15 protein-coding genes are annotated in these 19,868 nt (G+C 70.2%); 10 read left to right on the forward strand and 5 right to left on the reverse strand.

What is annotated here, in order from left to right:
• Nucleotides 1–130: 130 nt before the first annotated feature.
• Nucleotides 131–1,225: a WD40/YVTN/BNR-like repeat-containing protein gene (locus ACZ6MZ_RS26165; RefSeq protein WP_469354659.1), complete on the reverse strand. Its 1,095-nt coding sequence runs from the start codon at nt 1,223–1,225 to the stop codon at nt 131–133.
• A 181-nt stretch (nt 1,226–1,406) separates the two neighbouring features.
• Here ACZ6MZ_RS26165 and ssgD point away from each other — a divergent pair, with 181 nt between their 5' ends.
• The 5 genes from ssgD (at nt 1,407) to ACZ6MZ_RS26190 (ending at nt 6,795) form a co-directional block, all read left to right on the forward strand.
• Complete coding sequence (ssgD, locus tag ACZ6MZ_RS26170) at nt 1,407–1,823, forward strand: spore wall synthesis regulator SsgD (RefSeq protein WP_384186624.1); 417 nt, start codon at nt 1,407–1,409, stop codon at nt 1,821–1,823.
• Nucleotides 1,824–2,141: 318 nt separating this feature from the next.
• Entirely contained in the window at nt 2,142–3,785 is a 1,644-nt protein-coding gene (locus ACZ6MZ_RS26175; protein WP_469354662.1) for an ABC-F family ATP-binding cassette domain-containing protein, read from the forward strand.
• A gap of 73 nt (nt 3,786–3,858) precedes the next feature.
• Nucleotides 3,859–4,635, forward strand: coding sequence for a dimethylargininase (gene ddaH / locus ACZ6MZ_RS26180; protein WP_469354664.1), 777 nt, complete (start codon nt 3,859–3,861; stop codon nt 4,633–4,635).
• A gap of 140 nt (nt 4,636–4,775) precedes the next feature.
• Entirely contained in the window at nt 4,776–5,750 is a 975-nt protein-coding gene (locus tag ACZ6MZ_RS26185; RefSeq protein WP_384186615.1) for an acyl-ACP desaturase, read from the forward strand.
• Between the two features lie 124 nt (nt 5,751–5,874).
• Nucleotides 5,875–6,795: a chitosanase gene (locus ACZ6MZ_RS26190; RefSeq protein WP_469354666.1), complete on the forward strand. Its 921-nt coding sequence runs from the start codon at nt 5,875–5,877 to the stop codon at nt 6,793–6,795.
• A gap of 41 nt (nt 6,796–6,836) precedes the next feature.
• On the opposite strand, the gene ACZ6MZ_RS26195 is transcribed toward ACZ6MZ_RS26190, so the two are convergent.
• Both ACZ6MZ_RS26195 and ACZ6MZ_RS26200 read right to left on the reverse strand, forming a co-directional pair.
• Nucleotides 6,837–7,109, reverse strand: coding sequence for a WhiB family transcriptional regulator (locus tag ACZ6MZ_RS26195; RefSeq protein WP_384186610.1), 273 nt, complete (start codon nt 7,107–7,109; stop codon nt 6,837–6,839).
• A gap of 114 nt (nt 7,110–7,223) precedes the next feature.
• The gene (locus ACZ6MZ_RS26200; protein ID WP_389678797.1) at nt 7,224–8,021 is read right to left on the reverse strand and encodes a VOC family protein; all 798 of its coding nucleotides are present in this window, start codon (nt 8,019–8,021) and stop codon (nt 7,224–7,226) included.
• Between the two features lie 176 nt (nt 8,022–8,197).
• Here ACZ6MZ_RS26200 and ACZ6MZ_RS26205 point away from each other — a divergent pair, with 176 nt between their 5' ends.
• Nucleotides 8,198–10,390 carry a DEAD/DEAH box helicase gene (locus tag ACZ6MZ_RS26205; protein WP_469354670.1) on the forward strand — a complete coding sequence of 731 codons (2,193 nt, stop codon included), beginning with the start codon at nt 8,198–8,200 and terminating at the stop codon, nt 10,388–10,390.
• 84 nt (nt 10,391–10,474) lie between these two features.
• On the opposite strand, the gene ACZ6MZ_RS26210 is transcribed toward ACZ6MZ_RS26205, so the two are convergent.
• A complete protein-coding gene (locus ACZ6MZ_RS26210; protein ID WP_469354771.1) occupies nt 10,475–11,497 on the reverse strand; it encodes a multicopper oxidase domain-containing protein in 1,023 nt (340 codons plus the stop codon).
• A gap of 204 nt (nt 11,498–11,701) precedes the next feature.
• Between ACZ6MZ_RS26210 and ACZ6MZ_RS26215 the strand changes: the two genes are divergently transcribed.
• The gene (locus ACZ6MZ_RS26215; protein WP_389784691.1) at nt 11,702–14,182 is read left to right on the forward strand and encodes a ThuA domain-containing protein; all 2,481 of its coding nucleotides are present in this window, start codon (nt 11,702–11,704) and stop codon (nt 14,180–14,182) included.
• Between the two features lie 47 nt (nt 14,183–14,229).
• Nucleotides 14,230–16,392 (forward strand): OmpL47-type beta-barrel domain-containing protein, encoded by a 2,163-nt coding sequence (locus ACZ6MZ_RS26220; protein ID WP_469354774.1) that lies wholly within the window; start codon nt 14,230–14,232, stop codon nt 16,390–16,392.
• A 70-nt stretch (nt 16,393–16,462) separates the two neighbouring features.
• On the opposite strand, the gene ligD is transcribed toward ACZ6MZ_RS26220, so the two are convergent.
• Nucleotides 16,463–17,476 carry a non-homologous end-joining DNA ligase gene (ligD, locus tag ACZ6MZ_RS26225; protein ID WP_389784693.1) on the reverse strand — a complete coding sequence of 338 codons (1,014 nt, stop codon included), beginning with the start codon at nt 17,474–17,476 and terminating at the stop codon, nt 16,463–16,465.
• Between the two features lie 74 nt (nt 17,477–17,550).
• Between ligD and ACZ6MZ_RS26230 the strand changes: the two genes are divergently transcribed.
• Both ACZ6MZ_RS26230 and ACZ6MZ_RS26235 read left to right on the forward strand, forming a co-directional pair.
• Nucleotides 17,551–18,621, forward strand: a complete 1,071-nt coding sequence (locus ACZ6MZ_RS26230; protein ID WP_469354672.1) for an ATP-dependent DNA ligase — start codon at nt 17,551–17,553, stop codon at nt 18,619–18,621.
• Nucleotides 18,622–18,733: 112 nt separating this feature from the next.
• Nucleotides 18,734–19,795 carry an NAD-dependent epimerase/dehydratase family protein gene (locus tag ACZ6MZ_RS26235; RefSeq protein WP_469354674.1) on the forward strand — a complete coding sequence of 354 codons (1,062 nt, stop codon included), beginning with the start codon at nt 18,734–18,736 and terminating at the stop codon, nt 19,793–19,795.
• Nucleotides 19,796–19,868 lie beyond the last annotated feature (73 nt).

Consider the following 19,868-nt stretch of genomic DNA (forward strand, 5'->3'; position numbering starts at 1 on the left):
TGCGCTGTCTGTATGCGCATACAGCACCCTGCGGCAGCCTCCGATCGCTCCACAAGAGCCCTTCAGGTCACGCTTGCGTAACGGGCACGAAACATCCCGCCGCGTGACGGGCCGGGGTCCGGCCGGGGTGTCAGAAGGCCGACCGGGCGACGCGGCCCTGTTCACCGGCGGCCCAGCAGCCCAGGTCCCAGGTGCAGTCGACCGTGTCGTAGGACCCGTTGTCGACGGTGCGCCAGGTGCGGCCGCCGTCGGTCGTCAGGTCCGTCCCCGTCGGGCCGACGGCGAGCGCCGCCGAGCCGCTGTACGGCAGCCAGGCCACGCCCGACCGGTACGCGGACGGCGGGGTTTTCGCCTGCCGCCAGCCGCGGCCGCCGTCGCCGCTCACCGCGGCGGCCTGCGGCGACGCCTGCTCGGGCCGGTAGTCGCCACCGACCGCCAGACCGTGCAGCCGGTCACGGAAGGCGAGCCCGAAGACACCGCGCGCCGGGTCGCCCGCGGGGAGCGTCGACTCGGCGACCGTCCAGTTCAGCCCCCGGTCGGCGGAGTGCAGCACCCGCGCCGTGGCCCCGCCGCCGGTGGCCAGCCAGACGTCCTTCGGGCCCGAGCTGACCAGACACTGGCCGCTGGCGGCGAAGCCCGCTTCGCCCGGCAGCGCGGCCGGCATCCCGGCGTCGGGCAGCACCTTCCAGGACGAACCGCCGTCGCCCGTGGACAGGATGCGGAACTTCCCGTCGACCGGATCACTCATCGCGAGGCCGTGCCGGCTGTCGAAGAAGGTGACGCAGTCGTAGAAGGCCCTCGGGTCGGTGTTGCGGAAGGACTCGGTCCAGTGCGCTCCGCCGTCCTCCGTACGGAAGATCCTGGACGCCTCCCCCTCGCCGATGGCCAGGGCCACGGCGCGGCGTCCGTCGAACGCCTCGATGTCACGGAACTCCAGCCCGTCCGCGCCGGCCGGGGAGACATTCCGCCAGCTGCGGCCCCCGTCGGCCGTGCGCAGCACGGTGCCCCCCGAGCCGGCGACCCAGGCGGAGGTGCGGCTCACCGCGGCGAGGCCCCGGAACCGCGCGTCGCTGCCGGTGTCCGTGAGGCGCCAGCCCGGCGCGGCGCCGCCGCTCGCTCCCTGCGCCTGCGCCGGTACGGACAGCGCCGCGGCCAAGGCGGCCCCGCTCACGCCGGCCGCGAGTCCCGCACACACCATTCGCCGCAACTTCCCCATGGACTTCATGGCGCTGGAAGCTAGCCCACCGGCCCGATGCCGTCCAGAGTGCCCCCGCGGCGGACGGCCGGGGACGGCACGGTGACGCAGGTCACTCCTCTTCCTGAGCACGGATCGGCTCGCTCAGCCGTCTTTCCAGTAGGCGAAGACGCATCCGATGCGTCTCCGGTCCGTCGAAGGGGAGCAGACCATGTCACCCGTCATCGAAGAGGCCGTACAGGCCCGCCTGGTCGCGTCCGTTCCCCGGATGGAGACCGTTCCCGCGACGCTCCGCTACGACCGGGGGGATCCCTTCGCCGTGCGCATGGCGTTCCCGCCCCCGGCGACGCTGGAGGGCACCGAAGTGACCTGGGAGTTCTCCCGCGAGCTGCTGGCCACGGGGCTGACCGAGCCCGCCGGTGACGGCGATGTGCGGGTGCGCCCCTTCGGCTACGGCCGTACGGTCCTGGAGTTCCACGCCCCCGAGGGCACCGCGATGGTCCATCTCCGCACCTCGCAGCTGCGCCGCTTCCTGGAGCGCTCGCAGGGCCTGGTCCCGGTGGGCCGTGAGCATCTCTATCTGGATCTGGACCACGACCTGACCGAGCTGCTGGGCGACGCCTGCTGACGTCCGGCCGGCGAGCCTGCTCCCGCTGCCCGCGCGGGCATCCGACACGAGATCAATGGCGTTGACAGCCGCCGAATCGGACTCGTACGTTCTACGGGTCCTGTTGTCGTCGATTGGAGTAGGACGTTGCTCGTCTGAGGTCGTGAGACACCGTGCCGCACAGCGCTCCGCTGTGTGCCTCGCGTGCGACCTCGGCTGCTGAGCCGTCCTCCCCGACCGGGACTTTTCCTTTTCCCCCCGGCGGACGTCGTCCGTATCGCGGTGTCTCCATCCGTTGCCCTGAGCTTCTCGCATCCTTCGCAGCAACCGGAGACCCGTATGTCAGCCTCCTCCTCGCACATCACCTGTACCGCTCTCTCCTTCTCCTGGCCCGACGGGACCGGCGTGTTCGACGGTTTCCAACTGGCGGTCGGACCCGGCAGAACCGGGCTGATCGGACTCAACGGCTCGGGAAAGTCAACCCTGTTGCGGCTGATGGCGGGCGACCTGGCCCCGGCCGAAGGGACCGTCAAGGTCGCCGGTGACGTCGGCTATCTGCCGCAGACCGTGGTGCTCGACACCGCGCTGCGGGTGGACGAGGCCCTGGGCATCGCCGCGACCCGCACCGCGCTGCACGCCATCGAGGCGGGCGACGCGAGCGAGGAGCACTTCACCGCCGTCGGCGACGACTGGGATGTCGAGGAACGGGCCCGCGCCACCCTCGACCAGCTCGGTCTCGGCCGCATCGGCCTCGACCGGAGCATCGGCGAGGTGTCGGGCGGCGAGTGCGTCCTGCTCCGGCTGGCGGCGCTGCTGCTGGCCAGGCCCGGTGTCCTGCTGCTGGACGAGCCGACGAACAACCTCGATCTGCACGCGCGACGACGGCTGTACGCGGCCGTGGAGTCCTGGTCCGGGGTGATGGTCGTGGTCAGCCACGACCGTGAACTGCTGGAGCGCGTCGACCAGATCGCCGATCTGCGGGACGGCGAGGTGCGGTGGTACGGCGGCAACTTCTCCGCGTACGAAGACGCACTCGCCCAGGAGCAGGATGCGGCCGAGCGAATGGTGCGGGTCGCCGAGGCCGACGTACAGCGCCAGAAGCGCGATCTGTCCGACGCCCAGGTCAAGTTGGCCCGGCGCAAGCGGTACGGACAGAAGATGGCGGACAGCAAACGTGAACCCAAGATCGTCATGGGGGCCCGCAAGCGGGCGGCGCAGGAGTCCGCGGGCAAACACCGCATCATGCACACCGAGAAGCTCGCCGAGGCGAAGGAGCGCCTGGACGAAGCGGTGGAGGCGGTACGGGACGACGACGAGATCCGCATCGAGCTGCCGAACACCACGGTGCATCCGGGCCGGAGCGTGCTGACCCTGCGCGAGCTGCGCCTGCGCTACGGAGCCGAGGCCAGGGGCGAGTTCGAGATCCGCGGCCCCGAGCGGATCGCGCTGGTCGGCCGGAACGGAGCGGGCAAGACGACGCTGCTGCGTACGGTCGCCGGAGAGCTGGAACCGGTCTCCGGCGAGGCGCTCGCCCATGTCCCGCTGCGCTTTCTGCCGCAGCGGCTCGATGTCCTCGACGACACCCTGAGCGTCGTGGCGAATGTGGCGCGCTTCGCGCCCGCGGCGACCAACAACATGATCAGGGCGCGGCTGGCGCGCTTCCTGTTCCGGGGCGCGCGGGCCGATCAGCCGGCCGGAACGCTCTCGGGCGGGGAGCGTTTCCGTGCCTCGCTCGCCGCGCTGCTGCTCGCCGAACCGGCGCCGCGGCTGCTGATGCTGGACGAGCCGACGAACAATCTGGACATGGCGAGCGTGCGCCGGCTCGCGGCCGCTCTGGAGTCGTACGAGGGCGCGCTGATCGTGGCGAGCCACGATGTGCCCTTCCTGGAGTCGATCGGCATCACCCGCTGGCTGCTGCTCGACGGCGAGCTCCGCGACACCACCGCCGAGGAGGTGAGGGAAGCGGAACCGTGGCCTTTGTAGGGGCCGTTCCGCAGCCGGGGTACGGCGGGTCATGATGGGCGCGACCTGACCCCGCATCGAACGGAGACCGCCCGTGGCCGGCAGGAAAGCTCTGATCCGACGTCCGGGCCCGCGCCTCACCGAGGGGCTTGTCACCCATGTCGAGCGCGTCCCCGTCGATGCCGGGCTCGCGCTCCGGCAGTGGGAGCGGTATGCCGGGACGCTGCGCGAGCACGGCTGGGAGACCGTCGAGGTGGCGCCCGCCGACGACTGCCCGGACGGGGTGTTCGTCGAGGACACCGTCGTGATGTTCCGGAATACCGCCCTCGTCGCCCGGTCCGGCGCCCCCTCACGCCGGCCCGAGCCGGCCGCGGTGGAGAAGGCGCTCGGCCGGCTCGGCTGTTCGGTGGACCGGGTGCGGGAACCGGGCACGCTCGACGGCGGCGATGTCCTGAAGACCGGCGACACGGTCTATGTGGGGCAGGGGGGCCGGACGAACGCGGCGGGGCTGCGGCAGCTGCGGACGGCCTTCGAGCCGCTCGGGGCGCGGGTCGTCGCCGTACCCGTGAGCAAGGTGCTGCATCTCAAGTCCGCGGTGACGGCGCTGCCGGACTCCACAGTCATCGGCTACGCGCCGCTGGTGGACGAGCCTTCTCTCTTCCCGCGCTTCCTGGCCGTGCCGGAGGAATCGGGCGCGCATGTGGTGCTCCTGGGCGGCGGGAAGCTGCTGATGGCCGCGAGCGCGCCCAGGAGCGCGAAGCTTTTCATGGCTCTCGGCTACGAACCGGTGCCGGTCGACATCAGCGAGTTCGAGAAGCTCGAAGGGTGCGTGACCTGCCTCTCTGTACGCCTGCGCGAGCTCCACACATAGTCGTGCGTAAAGGACACAGATAGCGGAGTGTGACGCTCCTTCGCCGTACCGGGCTTGGCCTCCGGCTTACCGCGGCTTTAACCTACGGTGTCGTAACCTACGAACCCGTAGGTAAAAAACTCCCGTCCCCAGGAGCACCCGTGACGATCACCTCTCCCCACCTAGGCAGTTCGGAAGCGTGGACCGACGCCCGACTGCTGTACGCGCTGGAAGAGGTGGTGGAGAAGGAACTCAACCGCCATCTCAAGGTCGCCAAGGACTGGATGCCGCACGAGTACGTGCCCTGGTCCGACGGCCGCAACTTCCCCGGCATCTTCGAGAACGGCGAGGCCTGGGATCCCGCTCAGTCCAAGGTCACCGATCTCGGCAAGATCGCGCTGGTGGTCAATCTGCTGACCGAGGACAACCTCCCCAGCTACCACCACGAGATCGCCAGCCTCTTCGGCCGCGACGGAGCCTGGGGCACCTGGGTGCACCGCTGGACCGCGGAAGAGGGCAGGCACGGCATCGTGATGCGTGACTATCTGCTCACCTCGCGCGCCGTCGACCCGGACAAGCTGGAGCAGTTCCGGATGGCGCACATGGCGGAGGGCTTCGAGTCCGACAACCGCCACTCGATGCTGCACTCCGTCGCGTATGTCGCCTTCCAGGAGCTGGCGACGCGCGTCTCGCACCGCAACACCGGGCACCAGTCGGGCGACCCGGTCTGCGACCGGATGCTGGCGCGGATCTCCACCGACGAGAATCTGCACATGGTCTTCTACCGGAATCTGCTGGGCGCCGCCTTCGAGCTCGCCCCCGATCTGACCATGCAGTCCGTCCGTGATGTCGTCGTGCACTTCCGGATGCCCGGCCACGGCATGCCCGGCTTCGAGCGCGCCGCCGCGCAGATGGCCATCGGCGAGATCTACAACATGCGGATCCACCACGACGACGTGCTCCAGCCGGTGCTGCGCTATCTGAAGGTCCTGGACATAGACGGGCTCGGCCCGGAGGGTCTCAAGGCGCAGGAAGAGCTCGGCCTGTACATGGGCGGCCTGGACAGCGAGGCGAGCAAGTTCGACGAGAAGCTCGCCGCCCGCAAGGCGCGGATGGCCGCGCGCGCCGCCGGCTGATCCGGCGGCCGCGGACACCGCGTACGCCTGACGGGACATTCACGAGACCTTCATGGCGGCGGCCATCCCCGTTGCCGGGGAGGTCGCACAGGGAGGCGCGCCGGCGCGTCGTACGCTGTGCCGGATGAAGCCTGTCACGCGTCTCTTCCTCATAGGCGCCCCGTTAATCGTCGCTGTCGCCGTCATCTTCGGCGGCGGCGACGATTCGGGTGTGCTCGCCGATCACCCGCCGTCCTATCCCGCGCAGAGCGGCGCTCCCAATCCGCTGGCGTCCGGGGACACGGACGACAAGGAGGAGCTGGCGCAGCGGATCGACAAGATGCCGCCCGGACTCGCGGCTCCCGGGAAGAAGGAGATCGCCGCCGAGCTCGTGGCCAGCGCGGAGAACTCCACTCTGGACTGGCGCAGCCAGTACGGCGTCATCGAGGACATCGGCGACGGCAACGGCTACACGGCCGGGATCATCGGCTTCTGCTCCGGTACGAACGACATGCTGCAACTGGTCGAGTCGTACACCAAGGACCATCCGGATAATCCGCTCGCCCGGTATCTTCCGGCGCTGCGCGCGGTGGACGGCACCGACTCGCACGAGGGGCTCGACCCCGGCTTCCGGGACGCCTGGGCCCAGGCCGCCGAGTCCGCCGCTTTCCGCACGGCGCAGGACAGGACCCGCGACACGCTCTACTTCGAACCGGCCGTCCGGCTGGCCAAGATGGACGGGCTCGGGACGCTCGGGCAGTTCATCTACTACGACGCGATGGTGCTGCACGGCCCCGGGCTCGACGCCGAGGGCTTCTACGGCATCCGCCACGCGGCGATGAAGAAGGCGAAGACGGCGGCCGAGGGCGGCGACGAGAAGACGTATCTGCACGCCTTCCTGGACGGCGGCCGGTCCGTGATGAAGGCGAAACTCATCACGGAGCAGCGCGACTCGTCACGGATCGACACCGCTCAGCGGGTGTTTCTGCGGGACGGCAATATGGACCTCGATCCGCCGTTGGCCTGGCGGATGTACGGGGAGCCGTTCCGGATCGCCGCACGCTGAGGGGCGCCGCCCCCCTGAGGCCGGCGCCCCCTGAGGCAGGCTCAGCTGCCGTCGCGCCGGAGCCGCTGCCGTTCCTTCTCGGAGAGCCCGCCCCATACGCCGAATCGTTCGTCGTGGGCGAGCGCGTACTGCAGGCAGGCGACGCGGCCTTCGCAGGCGCCGCACAGCCGCTTCGCCTCCCGGGTGGAGGAGCCGGGGGCGGGGAAGAAGAATTCCGGCCCGGTCTGGGCGCACAACGCGCTCTCCTGCCAGGAGAGTTCATGCTCCGCGCGGTCGGTCGTGGCGGTGGTGCTGGTCATGGTGTTGATCGGCATGCCGGACAGGCTGCCCCGTCGCGATAAACAGTCGCTTGACGAAAGGTCAACGGCCGCGGCGGCCGGGCTCCACGTGCACGGGGCAACCAGGATGCACGGTGGGTGCCAGGTCCGTCAGCCGTCCCCCGCCACCCCCTGCATGACCGCGAAGAGCGCTCCGTAGGGATCGGCGAGCTTGGCGAACCGGCCGACGCCTTCGATATCGGTCGGCTCCATCCGGATCGTACCGCCCAGCTGCTGGGCCGTGACCGCCGCCGCGTCGCAGTCCGTGACCGCGAAATACAGCTGCCAGTGCGGCCCGCTGTCGGCTTCGACCGGATCGGCGCCGAGCGGTACGAACCCGCCGAACATGGTGTCCGGGCCCTGACCAGCCGGGTTCACCATCCGGTACGTACCGACGCCGTCCGGCATCGGCATGCTGAGCGCCTCCCAGCCGAAGACCGTGTGGTAGAAGGCGTACGCGGCGTCCTCATCGGGTGTGTACAGCTCGGCCCAGCAGAGGCTGCCCGGCGCGTTGACGACCCCCAGGCCCTTGTTCCTGCCGGGCTGCCAGGCCGAGAAGCCGGCCCCGGCCTGATCGGTGAAGACCGCCATTCTGCCGAGGTCCATGACGTCCATCGGCTGGAACGCCACAGAGCCGCCGGCCTGCTCGACGGCTTTCGCCGTGGACTCGGCATCGGGTGTCTGGAAGTACAGCGACCAGGAGGGCGGCCCCTGGTCGGGCGGGACGGGCATGACCCCCGCCGCGGTTCCGCCGCTCAGCTGGAACATGCCGTAGCCGCCGGCCTCGAGCCCCGCCGACATGAAGTCCCAGCCGAACAGGCCGTGGTAGAAGGCGGTCGCCCCCTCGATGTCGGGGGTGCCGAGATCGGCCCAGTTCGGGGAACCGGTGACGAACGGGGTGGTGAGCATGGTGCGCTCCTTCATGGGATCCCGTTGCTCTCCCTTTCGAGTCTCCTCCAGATGCCGCGAGGCCGCATGTACTCCCGGGGCGGATGGCGTAGGGCGGACGGCGGTCGGCATCGCCCGCTGCCGGGCGTGGGAGCATATGAGCCGGTTGAGGCGGTTCGGTCGAGCGGAGCGGCGTCATGGCGGGTGCGGGTGTCGGACCGGAACGCGTTCCGGTCCCCGCGGGCAGAAGAGCCGCGTCCCTCATCGACGCGGCGGCTCACCTGCTGGAGAGCGCGCGGCGGCTGCTGGACGACCACGCCCGCGCGGTCACCGCCATACGGGACGCCTTCCGCCCGCTCCAGGAGGAACTGGTCGGTACGGAGCTGGGCGCGATCCCGGTCGCCCGGCTGAAGGATGTCACCGAGGGCCGGCTGCGGCTCGGCGCCCTCGAACAGGCCGGATTCACCTCCGTACGCGGAGTGCACGAAGCGGGCCGGCACGCCCTGCGCCAACTGCCAGGAGTCGGGGCCCACACCGCCGACCAGGCGGTGGCCGCGGCCGCCCGGATCGCCGAGGCCGTCGGGGAGACCGTCTCCGTACGCATCGATGTCGACCACCCGGAACCGCGCACCACCGCGCTGGTGACCGCCCTGCACCGGCTGGTCGGGGCAGGACCCGGGCTGCGGCGCGCGCACGACACCGCCGAGCGGCTCGCCGCTGAGCTGCGCACGCTGCTGCCGGAGGCGGCGCCCGCCAGGCGGCGGCTGCGGATGGCTCTCGCCGGACGGGACCGGCGGACCAGGGCCCTGGGCGCGGTGGGCCGGATCGGGCGGCTGCTCGACGAGGCGGCGGAACAGGACGTGCCACTGCTGCTCGCGCAGGTCTCGGTGGATCTGCTGCGGGAGCCGGCGTCGGAGATCGAGAGCTGGGTCGATTTCGAGCTGCGCTCCGCGGAGTACTACAGCCTGCTCGCCGAGACGGCGGGCAGCAGCCCCGATCTCGCCGCGTCCGAGGGCTTCATGCCGTCGGACATCGCCGGGCGAGTACGGGCCCAGCAGCTCGACGACACCCGGCTGCGGGTGTCGCTGCGCGGCTACCAGTCGTTCGGCGCGCGCTTCGCGCTGGCCCAGCGCCGCGTGATCATCGGTGATGAGATGGGGCTCGGCAAGACCGTCCAGGCCATCGCCGCGCTCGCGCATCTCGCGGCGCTGGGCGGCACGCACTTCATGGTGGTGTGCCCGGCCAGTGTCCTGATCAACTGGACACGGGAGATCGGCTCCCGGAGCGTCCTGCGCGCCATTCCCGTACACGGCCCCGAGCGCCAGGAGGCGTTCACCGAGTGGAGCGAGCGCGGCGGAGTCGCCGTCACCACCTTCGACTCCCTGCATACGCTGCCGCTCCCCCGGGACGGCGAGCCGGCCGGGTCGGAGCCGCAGATGCTTGTCGTGGACGAGGCCCACTATGTGAAGAACCCGGACACCCGCCGGTCGCGCGCCGTGTCCGGATGGACGGAACGGGCCGGGCATGTCCTGTTTCTGACGGGGACGCCGATGGAGAACCGGGTCGGGGAGTTCCGCAGTCTGATCCGCCGTCTCCAGCCCGAACTGGCCCCCGGTGCCCAGGGCATCGACGCGGTCGCGGGCTCCCATGCCTTCCGCCGCGCGGTCGCCCCCGCCTATCTGCGCCGTAACCAGCAGGACGTGCTGGCCGAACTGCCCGCGCTGGTGCAGGTCGACGAGTGGGAGGAACTCAGCGCCGGTGATCTGGCGGCCTACCGGGAGGCGGTGTCGACCGCCCACTTCATGCGCATGCGGCGGGCCGCGTACGCCCGCCCCGAGACCTCCGCGAAGCTCGGGCGCCTGCGGGAACTGGTCGCCGAGGCCGCGGCGAACGAACTGAAGGTCGTGGTCTTCTCGTACTTCCGCGATGTCCTCACCACGGTGCGCGAGGCCCTCGGCGAGGAGGTGTTCGGACCGCTCTCCGGCGAGGTGCCGGCCGCCCGCCGCCAGCGGATCGTCGACGCCTTCGCCGCCGTCCCCGGCCATGCCGTCCTGCTGAGCCAGATCCAGGCGGGCGGCATCGGGCTCAATATGCAGGCCGCGTCCGTCGTCATCCTCTGTGAGCCGCAGGTCAAACCGACCCTGGAACACCAGGCGGTGGCCCGGGCCCATCGCATGGGCCAGGTCCGCCCGGTCCAGGTCCACCGGCTGCTCGCGGTCGACAGCGTGGACCAGCGCCTGCTGGACATCCTGGCCGACAAGGACCGGCTGTTCGACGCGTACGCCCGTCGCAGCGACATGGCCGAGGCCACGCCCGACGCGATCGACGTCTCGGACCGCGACATCGCCCGCCGGATCGTCGAGGAGGAACAGCTGCGCCTGGCGGAGTGAGACCGCGACGGTGGCCCGGCCGGACAGGACCGCCGCCTCCGCCGAGACGACGGCCCGTCCGGCCGCGAGCAGCTCAGTCACTCCCTAGTGCCCGGAGTGCTCCGCCGCTCCCTTCGCGTCCTTCGCTCCCTTGGCGTCGGACGCGCCCGTCGGATGGTGCGGCTCGTAGCCCGGGATCGTGCCGTCCGGTTTGGCCACCAGCAGCAGGCCGGCCATGCCCATGTCGGAGTGGCTCTGGACATGGCAGTGGTACATCCACGCCCCCGCGCCCACGTTCTCACCCGCGATGATCTGCAGGCCGAAGGAGTCCGCCGGCCCCGTGATCTTGTTGTCTACCACCCGGCTGGGGTCGTCCGGCCCGGTGAGCAGGCCCGTTCTGTTGTCCGCCCAGCGATGACCGTGGATATGGAACGTGTGGTAGAACTCGCCGTGCGTGATCATGACGATCTCGACCCGGTCGCCCACCGTGGCCTCGAAGTTGGGGGTGTCGGCGCCGGACTTGTTGTTGATCGTCATGTCGTTGAAGACGATCGTGAACTGCTTGTCCGGCAGGATGTCGCCCTTCCTGCGGACGATCACCGGGCCGTAGAGGCCCTTGCGGATACCTCCCGTGCCGTGGTCCGTGCCGACGACATGGTCGTGGTAGTGCCAGTAACCCGCGCTGCCCGCCTGCCAGGTGCCGTCCTTGCGCTTGCCGGGGGCATGGGTGCGCCAGGTGTAGGTCCGGGTGCCGCCGGGTTCGACATGGCTCTTGTTCATCCTGGTGCCGTCGCTGGCGATGTCGTAGTCCACGCCGTGGACATGGAGACTGGCCGCCACGTCCGTCGTGTTCTCGAACTCGATATGGACGGTGTCGCCCTCGACCAGTTCGATCAGCGGGCCCGGGACGGTCGCCTTGCCCTTCTCGAAGCCGTAGCCCATCTGGCCGTTGGGCAATGTCTCGGCGTAGAGCTTGAGATGGCGCACCTGGCCGCCCGCGGGAGCGGTCCTGGGCGGTGGTTCCGCCGAGGTCGCCGAAGGGGCAGAGGCGACCGACAACGATGTCACCCCTGTCGCGGCGACCGCGCCACCCACCAACAGGCGCCGGTTGAAGCTCCGTCTGTCCATGGCCATACCGAACTCCCCAGTGCCGTACGGATATTCACGGGGCACATGAGGCCCCGGGGACGGCCACACGGTAGACCAGTGATCTTCGTTTATCCACACTCAGGACAAAGTTGGAGTGATTACGGTCATACCTATTGGCGAGTCACCGAAAGAGGTCTAGCTTCAGGCGCTGTTGCTGTGACCAAAGAGGGGTTGGGTGAACACATGCAGCGCGCACCACATCACCGGTCAAGATCCAGGCGCGGAATGGCCGCGGCCCTGGTGGCCGGAACGATGGCGGCGTCTCTGCTCGGCGGCACGGCCGCCACGGCCAAGCCGTTCCCGGAGCCGCCGTCGACAACGTTGTCCCTTCCGTCGCCTCCCGGCGGTAATAACGTCAAGGTCCTCGTCTTCCACGCCTCGGCCACCGAGGAGTCACCGGTCGTCAACGCCGGGATCGAGGCCATCGAGGCGATCGGCCGCTCGGGACCGACCGCGCAGCGCTTCAAGACCGAGGCCACGGACGACGGTTCGGTCTTCACCAAGGCCAAGCTCGGCACGTACAACGCGGTCGTGTTCCTCACGGGCGGCGGCGATGTGCTGGACCCCGCGCAGGAAGCGGGCCTGGAGGCTTATGTGGAGGCCGGTGGCGGCTTCCTCGGCATCCATGACGCGGCCCGTACGGAGCCGTACTCCGACTGGTTCACCGGGCTGATCGGAGCCCGGCCGGCCGCTTCGAGTCCCACCACCGTCCAGCGCGCGACCGTCGAAGTGGGCGACCGCGTCAACCCGGCCACCAAGAACCTGCCGCTGGAGTGGAAGCGGCCGGACAAGTGGATCAACTGGGCCACCAACCCCGCCGGTTCGGTGCACACCGTCGCCCGGGTCAGGGAGGCCAGCTACCAGCCCGGTACCGGCGCCAACGGCGCCGACCACCCGGTCTCCTGGTGCCGTGACTACGACGGCGGCCGGTCCTTCTACACCGGCATGGGCGGTACGGCCGACTCGTACGCGGAGACGGACTTCCGCGACCATCTGCGCGGCGCCCTCGAGTGGACGACGCGGCTCTCCCGCGCCGACTGCAAGGCGACGATCAACGCCAACTACAAGGCGGAGCGCGTCACCCAGGCGAACCAGCCGGGCCAGCAGGACCAGATCGGCGAGCCGCACGGCCTGGTCGTCGCGCCCGACGAGCGGGTGCTGTACATCGGCCGCGGCGGCGGCGACAACAGCGCCCCCGTCGTCACCGACTGGAACGACCCGAACGTCGGCAAGGGCGTGGGCCAGATCCATGTCTACGACCCGAAGACCAAGAAGGTGACGCTCGCGGGCGCGCTGACGGTCTTCGGCAACAAGGGCGGCGGCGACGAGCTGGTCAAGGTCGAGGAGGGGCTGCTCGGCATCGAGCTGGACCCCGCCTTCGAGACCAACGGCTGGGTGTATCTGCACTACACCCCGCACTCCCAGGTCGACCGTGACAAGCAGACCGCCGAACGGCGCGTCTCCCGCTTCACGCTGAACCTGACGACCAACAAGCTGGACCTCGCCTCCGAGAAGGTTCTGCTGAAGTGGCCCGTACAGGTCCACAGCTGCTGCCACGCCGGCGGCGGTATGGCCTTCGACTCGAAGGGCAACCTCTACATCGCGACCGGCGACAACAACTCGTCGGGATTCAGCGACGGTTATTCGGGCAACAACCCGCAGCCCAACTACAAGGGCCTGTCCTTCGCGGACGCCCGCAGGACCGCGGGCAACACGAACAACCTCAACGGCAAGATCCTGCGGATCCACCCGGAGGACGACGGGACGTACACCCTGCCCGCGGGGAACCTCTTCACGGGCGAGGAGCCGGACGAGGGCGGCGACAAGACCCGCGGCGAGATCTATGTGATGGGCGTGCGCAATCCGGCACGTATCACCATCGACAAGAAGACCGACGTGCTGTACGCGGGCTGGGTCGGCCCGGACGCCGGCGCCCCGAGCACCACCTGGGGTCCTGCGAAGTACGACACGTTCTCCGCGATCACCAAGGCCGGCAACCACGGCTGGCCGTACTGCATGGGCAACAAGCAGCCCTACCGGGACCGCAATCTGCCGGACCCGACGAAGCCGCTGGGCTGGTACAACTGCGACGCCCCGAAGAACGAGTCCCCCAACAACAACGGTCTGGTGAATCTGCCCCCCATCACGGGCAACACCATCTGGTACTCGCCGCAGGGCGGTGCCCCGGACTATCCGCGTGACGCGAACGGCGTCCCCAGCTACAAGGCCGAAGAGGCGAAGTTCCTGCTGCCGTGGCTCAAGGGCGGCGGCCAGGCGACGATGGACGGTCCGGTCTACCGGTACGACGCGCAGAGCGCCTCCACCGAGAAGTGGCCGGAGTACTGGGACGGCAAGTGGTTCGTCGGTGACTTCTACGACGCGGCGGACAGTCCGCGCCACGCGGTGCTGACCGACCCCAAGACGCTCGGCAAGGGCGGCCTGCCCGTGCACGCCGAGTCGCTGAAGAAGATCATCCCGGTCGGCCAGGGCGGTATCCGCAACCTGATGGACTGGAAGTTCGCCCCGGACGGTTCGCTCTATGTCCTGGACTACGGACGCGGCTTCTTCACCTCCGACAACCAGTCCGCGCTGTGGCGCGTGACGTACAAGGGCGGCGAGCCGACACCGGCCGCCAACGATCTGGCCAGGAAGGCGGCGCAGTGAGACACCGACCTCTACGCCTGTGGACGGCCCTGGTGGGCGCGTTGCTCATGGTGCTGGGGCTGACCTCGACAGCGGCGTACGGACGTTCCGACGACCGTACGGACAACCGCGAGGCGGCCGCCCAGGTGCTCACCTGGACGGCCGGCGACCCCATCGACCGCTATCTCAGTTTCCCGACCACCGCGGTGGCCGGGGCGACCACGATCGTGTTCGAGAACAGCGCGGCCACCGGCAACACCACCGGAATGCCGCACACGTTGACCTTCGACGTGTCCGATCCCGAGTACAACAACGATGTTCCGCTGAACATCCTGGCCAATCCCAGTGACGCCAACGGCGGCAAGTACACCGCCGAGGTCAATCTGACCCCGGGCAGGTACCGCTTCCACTGCTCGATCCCGGGTCATGGCCAGATGACCGGCATCCTGACCGTGACCGAGGGCGGCGGTGGCGACGACACCGCCGCTCCCGAGACCGCGGCCAAGGTCGAGGGCCAGCAGAACGGCGACGGCGCGTACGTCGGTTCCGCGACCGTCACGGTGACGGCGACCGACGACGGCTCCGGCGTCCAGACGACCGAGTACGCGGTCGGGGCGGACGGGCCGTGGCAGGCCTACACCGCGCCGGTGGTGGTCGACCAGGTCGGCGAGCACACGATCAGGTACCGGGCCACCGACAAGGCGGGTAACGCGGCGGCCGAGAAGTCCGTCGACTTCACCGTCGTGGCCCCGCCGACCGATGACACGACCGCGCCGGAGACCTCGGCGACCGTCAGCGGCGAGAAGGACGAGGCGGGCAACTATCTGACGATGGCCACGGTCACCGTCACCGCCTCGGACACCGGCTCGGGCGTCAACACCATCGAGTACGCGCTCGGGGCCGACGGCGCCTGGCAGCCGTACACCGCTCCGGTGATGGTCCATGAGACCGGCACCCACACGGTCCGCTACCGCGCGGCCGACAAGGCGGGCAACGCGGCGGCCGAGAAGTCCGTCGGCTTCACCGTCGTCGAGCCGCCGGCGCAGGACACGACCGCGCCGGTGACCTCGGCGGCCGTGACCGGTGAGAAGAACTCCAACGGCGCCTTCATCACCAGCGCCAAGGTGACGCTCACCGCGACCGACGCCGACTCGGGTGTGGACAAGACCGAGTACTCCCTCGACGGCGGGCCGTACCTCGCGTACACCACGCCCGTCATCGTGGACCGGGTCGGCTATCACACGCTCGCGCACCGTGCGACCGACAAGGCGGGCAACACCTCGCAGGCCAAGCAGGTGTCGTTCACCATCGCGCAGGGCGGCGGCGTTCCCGCGCCCAACTGCCCCGAGTTCGACGAGAGGCTGACGGTCATCGTCGGCACGGTCGACACGGGCGTGCCGAACCGGCTCACCCGTAACCGGTGCACCATCAACGAGCTGATTGAGGACGAGCGGGAGTGGACCTCCCAGGCCCTCTTCCTCAAGCACGTCGACGGTGTGCTGGACAAGCTGCTGACCGACAATGTCATCGACCAGCGCGAGTTCAACAAGATCACCAAGGCTGCCAAGCAGTCCAAGATCGGCAAGCCGGGCCAGACCGAGGGCTACCGCTCCCTCTTCGACGGCACGGCGGCGTCCCTCGCCAAGTGGGAGCAGGTCGGCGGCGGTAAGTTCGCGCTCTCCGACGACGGTGCCATCACCAGCAGCACCACGGTCGAGGGCATGGGCATGCTGTGGTTCCCGGAGCGCAAGTACGGCGACTTCTCGCTGAAGCTCCAGTTCCGCGACGACGCCCCGGGCGCGGGCAACGCCAACGGCGGAGTCTTCGTCCGCTTCCCGAACGTCCATGAGCACCCGGAGGAGTCCCGCCCCGAGTGGGTCGCCATCAACTACGGCCACGAGATCCAGATTCTCGACAAGCCGGACGGCGACATGTACAAGACCGGCTCGGTCTACGGTTTCGACCGGGTGGGTCTGGGCGGCGCGGGGGTCACCCCGAAGGGCACCTGGAACGACTACGAGATCCGCGTGGTCGGCCAGCACTTCACCATCCTGCGCAACGGTGTCGTGATCAATGAGTTCGACAACGTGGGCGGCCAGGAGTTCACCCCCGCGCGCGCCGGTGACCCGGGCACGGACGGCCGGCGGTACGCCACCGGTTATGTCGGGCTCCAGGTCCACGGCACGACGGATGTGATCTCGTACCGCGACATCCGCGTCAAGGAGCTGTAGCCGGAGCGGTGCCGACGCACCGGTGAAGCACGAAGTGCCCCCTCTCGCCGTAGAGGGGGCACTTCCGTGGTCAGACGCCTTCCTGCTTGGCCCGGCTCGGCTGGACCCGCTTGGGTTCCCCCGGCATCTTCGGATAGTCGGGCGGATACGGCATGTCCCCGAGGCCGTGGTCGCGTTCGTACCGGTCGGCCAGCTCCAGCAGCCCTTCCAGGCTGTGGGCCTCGTCCACCATCTCCGCATGTACGTCGCCGAGTTCGGTGAAGCGCACCGGCATGGTCGCGAGGTCGAAATCGCGCGGCGCGACATCGTCGAGCTCCGTCCAGCGCAGCGGCGCGGAGACCGGGGCGTGCGGCAGGGGGCGTACGGAGTAGGCGGAGGCGATGGTGCGGTCGCGGGCGGTCTGGTTGTAGTCGACGAAGATCCGCTCGCCGCGCTCCTCCTTCCACCAGGCCGTGGTCACGCGGCCCGGCATCCGCCGCTCCAGCTCATGGCCGACGGTGATGGCGCACCGGCGCACCTCGGTGAACGTCCAGCGCGGTTCGATCGGCACGAACACATGGAGCCCGCGGCCGCCGGAGGTCTTGGGCCAGCCGTTCAGCCCCTGTTCGTCGAGGAACGCGTGCAGCTCGTGGGCGGCTCTGACCGCGTCGTTGAAGTCCGTGCCCGGCTGCGGGTCCAGGTCGATGCGCAGTTCGTCGGGGTGGTCGGTGCGGCCCCTGCGTACCGGCCAGGGGTGGAAGGTGAGACAGCCGAGGTTCGCCGCCCAGAGCACGGCGGCGACCTCCGTCGGGCAGATCTCGTCGGCCGAACGGCCGCTGGGGAAGTCGATCCGCGCGGTGGGGATCCAGTCGGGCAGGTTCTTGGGCGCCCGCTTCTGGAAGAAGGACTCGCCCTCGACGCCCTCGGGGAAGCGTTCCAGCGTGGTCGGCCGGTCGCGCAGGGCGCGGAGCATCCCCGGCCCCACGGCCAGGTAGTACCGAGCGACATCCAGCTTGGTGAAGCCGCGCTCGGGGAAATAGATCTTGTCCGGGCTGGACAGCCGTACGGTCCGGCCACCCGCCTCAAGCTCCACCGCTGCACCCATGGGGGCCACGGTAGGCCCGGCGCACCCGGAGCGCATATCGGGCGGGGCCGGTCATTCCCCCGCACAATCGGGGCATGGATCTGCCGGTGATGCCTCCCGTGAAACCCATGCTCGCCAAGTCCGTGGCGAACATCCCGCCCGGGATGCAGTACGAGGCGAAATGGGACGGCTTCCGGGCGATCGTCCACCGCGACGGTGACGAGGTGGTGATCGGCAGCAGGACGGGGAAGTCCCTCACCCGCTACTTCCCCGAGCTGGTCACGGCCCTGCTCGCCCAGCTGCCCCAGCGCTGTGTCATGGACGGCGAGATCGTGATCGTCCATGAGGGGCGGCTGGACTTCGACCGGCTCACCGAGCGCATCCATCCGGCGAAATCGCGGGTGGACATGCTCGCCGAGCGGACCCCGGCGAGCTTTGTCGCGTTCGATCTGCTGGCCCTCGGGGACGCCGGTCTGCTCGCCGTCCCGCAGGCGCAGCGCAGAGAGGCGCTGGAGGCCGCGCTCATCGGCACCGGTCCGCCGCTCCATCTCGCGCCCGCCACCACCGATATCGCGCTGGCCCGTGAGTGGTTCGAGCAGTACGAGGGCGCCGGGCTCGACGGAGTGATCGCCAAGCCGCTCGATCTGCCGTACCGGCCCGACACCCGGTCGATGTACAAGATCAAGCACGAGCGGACGGCGGATGTGGTCGTCGCCGGGTACCGCCTCCACAAGAGCGGTCCGGTGGTGGGGTCGCTGCTCCTCGGGCTGTACGACACGCGGGGCGTCCTGCAGCATGTCGGGGTCTGCGCCGCGTTCTCCATGAAACGCCGCGCGGAGCTGGTCGAGGAACTGGCGCCGCTGCGGATGGAGTCGGCGCAGGGCCATCCGTGGGCCGCGTGGGGGGACGAGTCCGCGCATGAGGGCGCCCGGCTGCCCGGCGGGCCGAGCCGCTGGTCCGGTACGAAGGATCTGTCGTGGCTGCCGCTGCGGCCGGAGCTGGTGTGCGAGGTGGCGTACGACCATATGGAGGGCGACCGGTTCCGGCACACCGCGCAGTTCCGCCGCTGGCGCCCCGACCGTACGCCGGCGAGCTGCACCTACGAGCAGCTGGAGGAGCCCGTGCGGTACGACCTGGCGAAGGTGCTGGGGGTGACCGGTCATTGAGCGGCGCCGGTCCGCGTGCGGCCGAGGAAGAGCGGACCGGTGATCTTACGGACCTGTGACGCCCCGGCGCGTGACCGGGCGCGGGGACCGTACGGCGCATAGCGTCCCCGTCATGCGTGTACTCGTCACCGGAGGCGCGGGCTTCATCGGCTCGCACATCGTCACCGCCCTCGTCGCGGACGGCCATGAGCCCGTCGTGCTGGACGCCCTGCTGCCTTCGGCGCATCCCGTGGATCCACCGCCGCCCGTGGAGGCGGAGTGGATCCACGCGGACGTACGGGACGGGGCGGCCGTCGCGCGGGCCCTGCGGGGTGTGGACGCGGTCTGCCACCAGGCGGCGATGGTCGGTCTCGGCAAGGACTTCGCGGCCGCGCCGGACTATGTGAGCTGCAACGATCTGGGCACCGCCGTGCTGCTGGCCGCCATGGCCCTGGCAGGCGTCCGGGATCTCGTGCTCGCCGGGTCGATGGTGGTGTACGGCGAGGGGCGGTACGACTGCCCACGGCACGGCCGGGTCGGGCCGGGGCCGCGCACGGCGGCGGATCTGGACGCCGGGCGCTTCGAGCCCGGATGCCCTTACTGCGGCGCGGAGTTGGCGCCGGGGCTGATCGGGGAGGAGGCGGCCACCGACCCGCGCAATGTGTACGCGGCGACCAAGCTGGCCCAGGAGCATCTGACGGCGGCCTGGGCACGGGCCACGGGCGGCCGGGCCGTCTCGCTGCGCTACCACAATGTGTACGGGCCGGGGATGCCGCGCGACACGCCGTACGCGGGGGTGGCGTCCTTCTTCCGCTCCTCGCTCGCGCGCGGCGAGGCGCCGCGGGTCTTCGAGGACGGCGGGCAGCGGCGGGACTTCGTGCACGTACGGGATGTGGCGGCGGCGAACGCGCTGGCGCTGGCGGCCGTGCGGGGCCGGGAGCCCGGGGCGCTGAGCGCCTTCAACACCGGCAGCGGGGAGCCCCGCACGGTGGGTGAGATGGCCGCCGCGCTCGCGGCCGCGCACGGCGGTCCAGGACCGGTGGTCACCGGGGAGTACCGGCTCGGCGACGTCCGGCACATCACGGCGTCGTCGCAGCGGCTGAGAGCGGAGCTCGGCTGGCGCGCCGAGGTCGGATTCGCGGCGGGCATGGCGGAGTTCGCCCGGTCGGGGCAGCGGGCGGCGGCGGTGCCGTGAGGGCGTGACGCGCCGCGACGCCCGCAACGGCCCGAGCGGCCGCCGGGCCGGTCCGCGCTGCCTTGACCCGAAC

It is taken from the genome of Streptomyces sp. NPDC042201 (assembly GCF_055582185.1).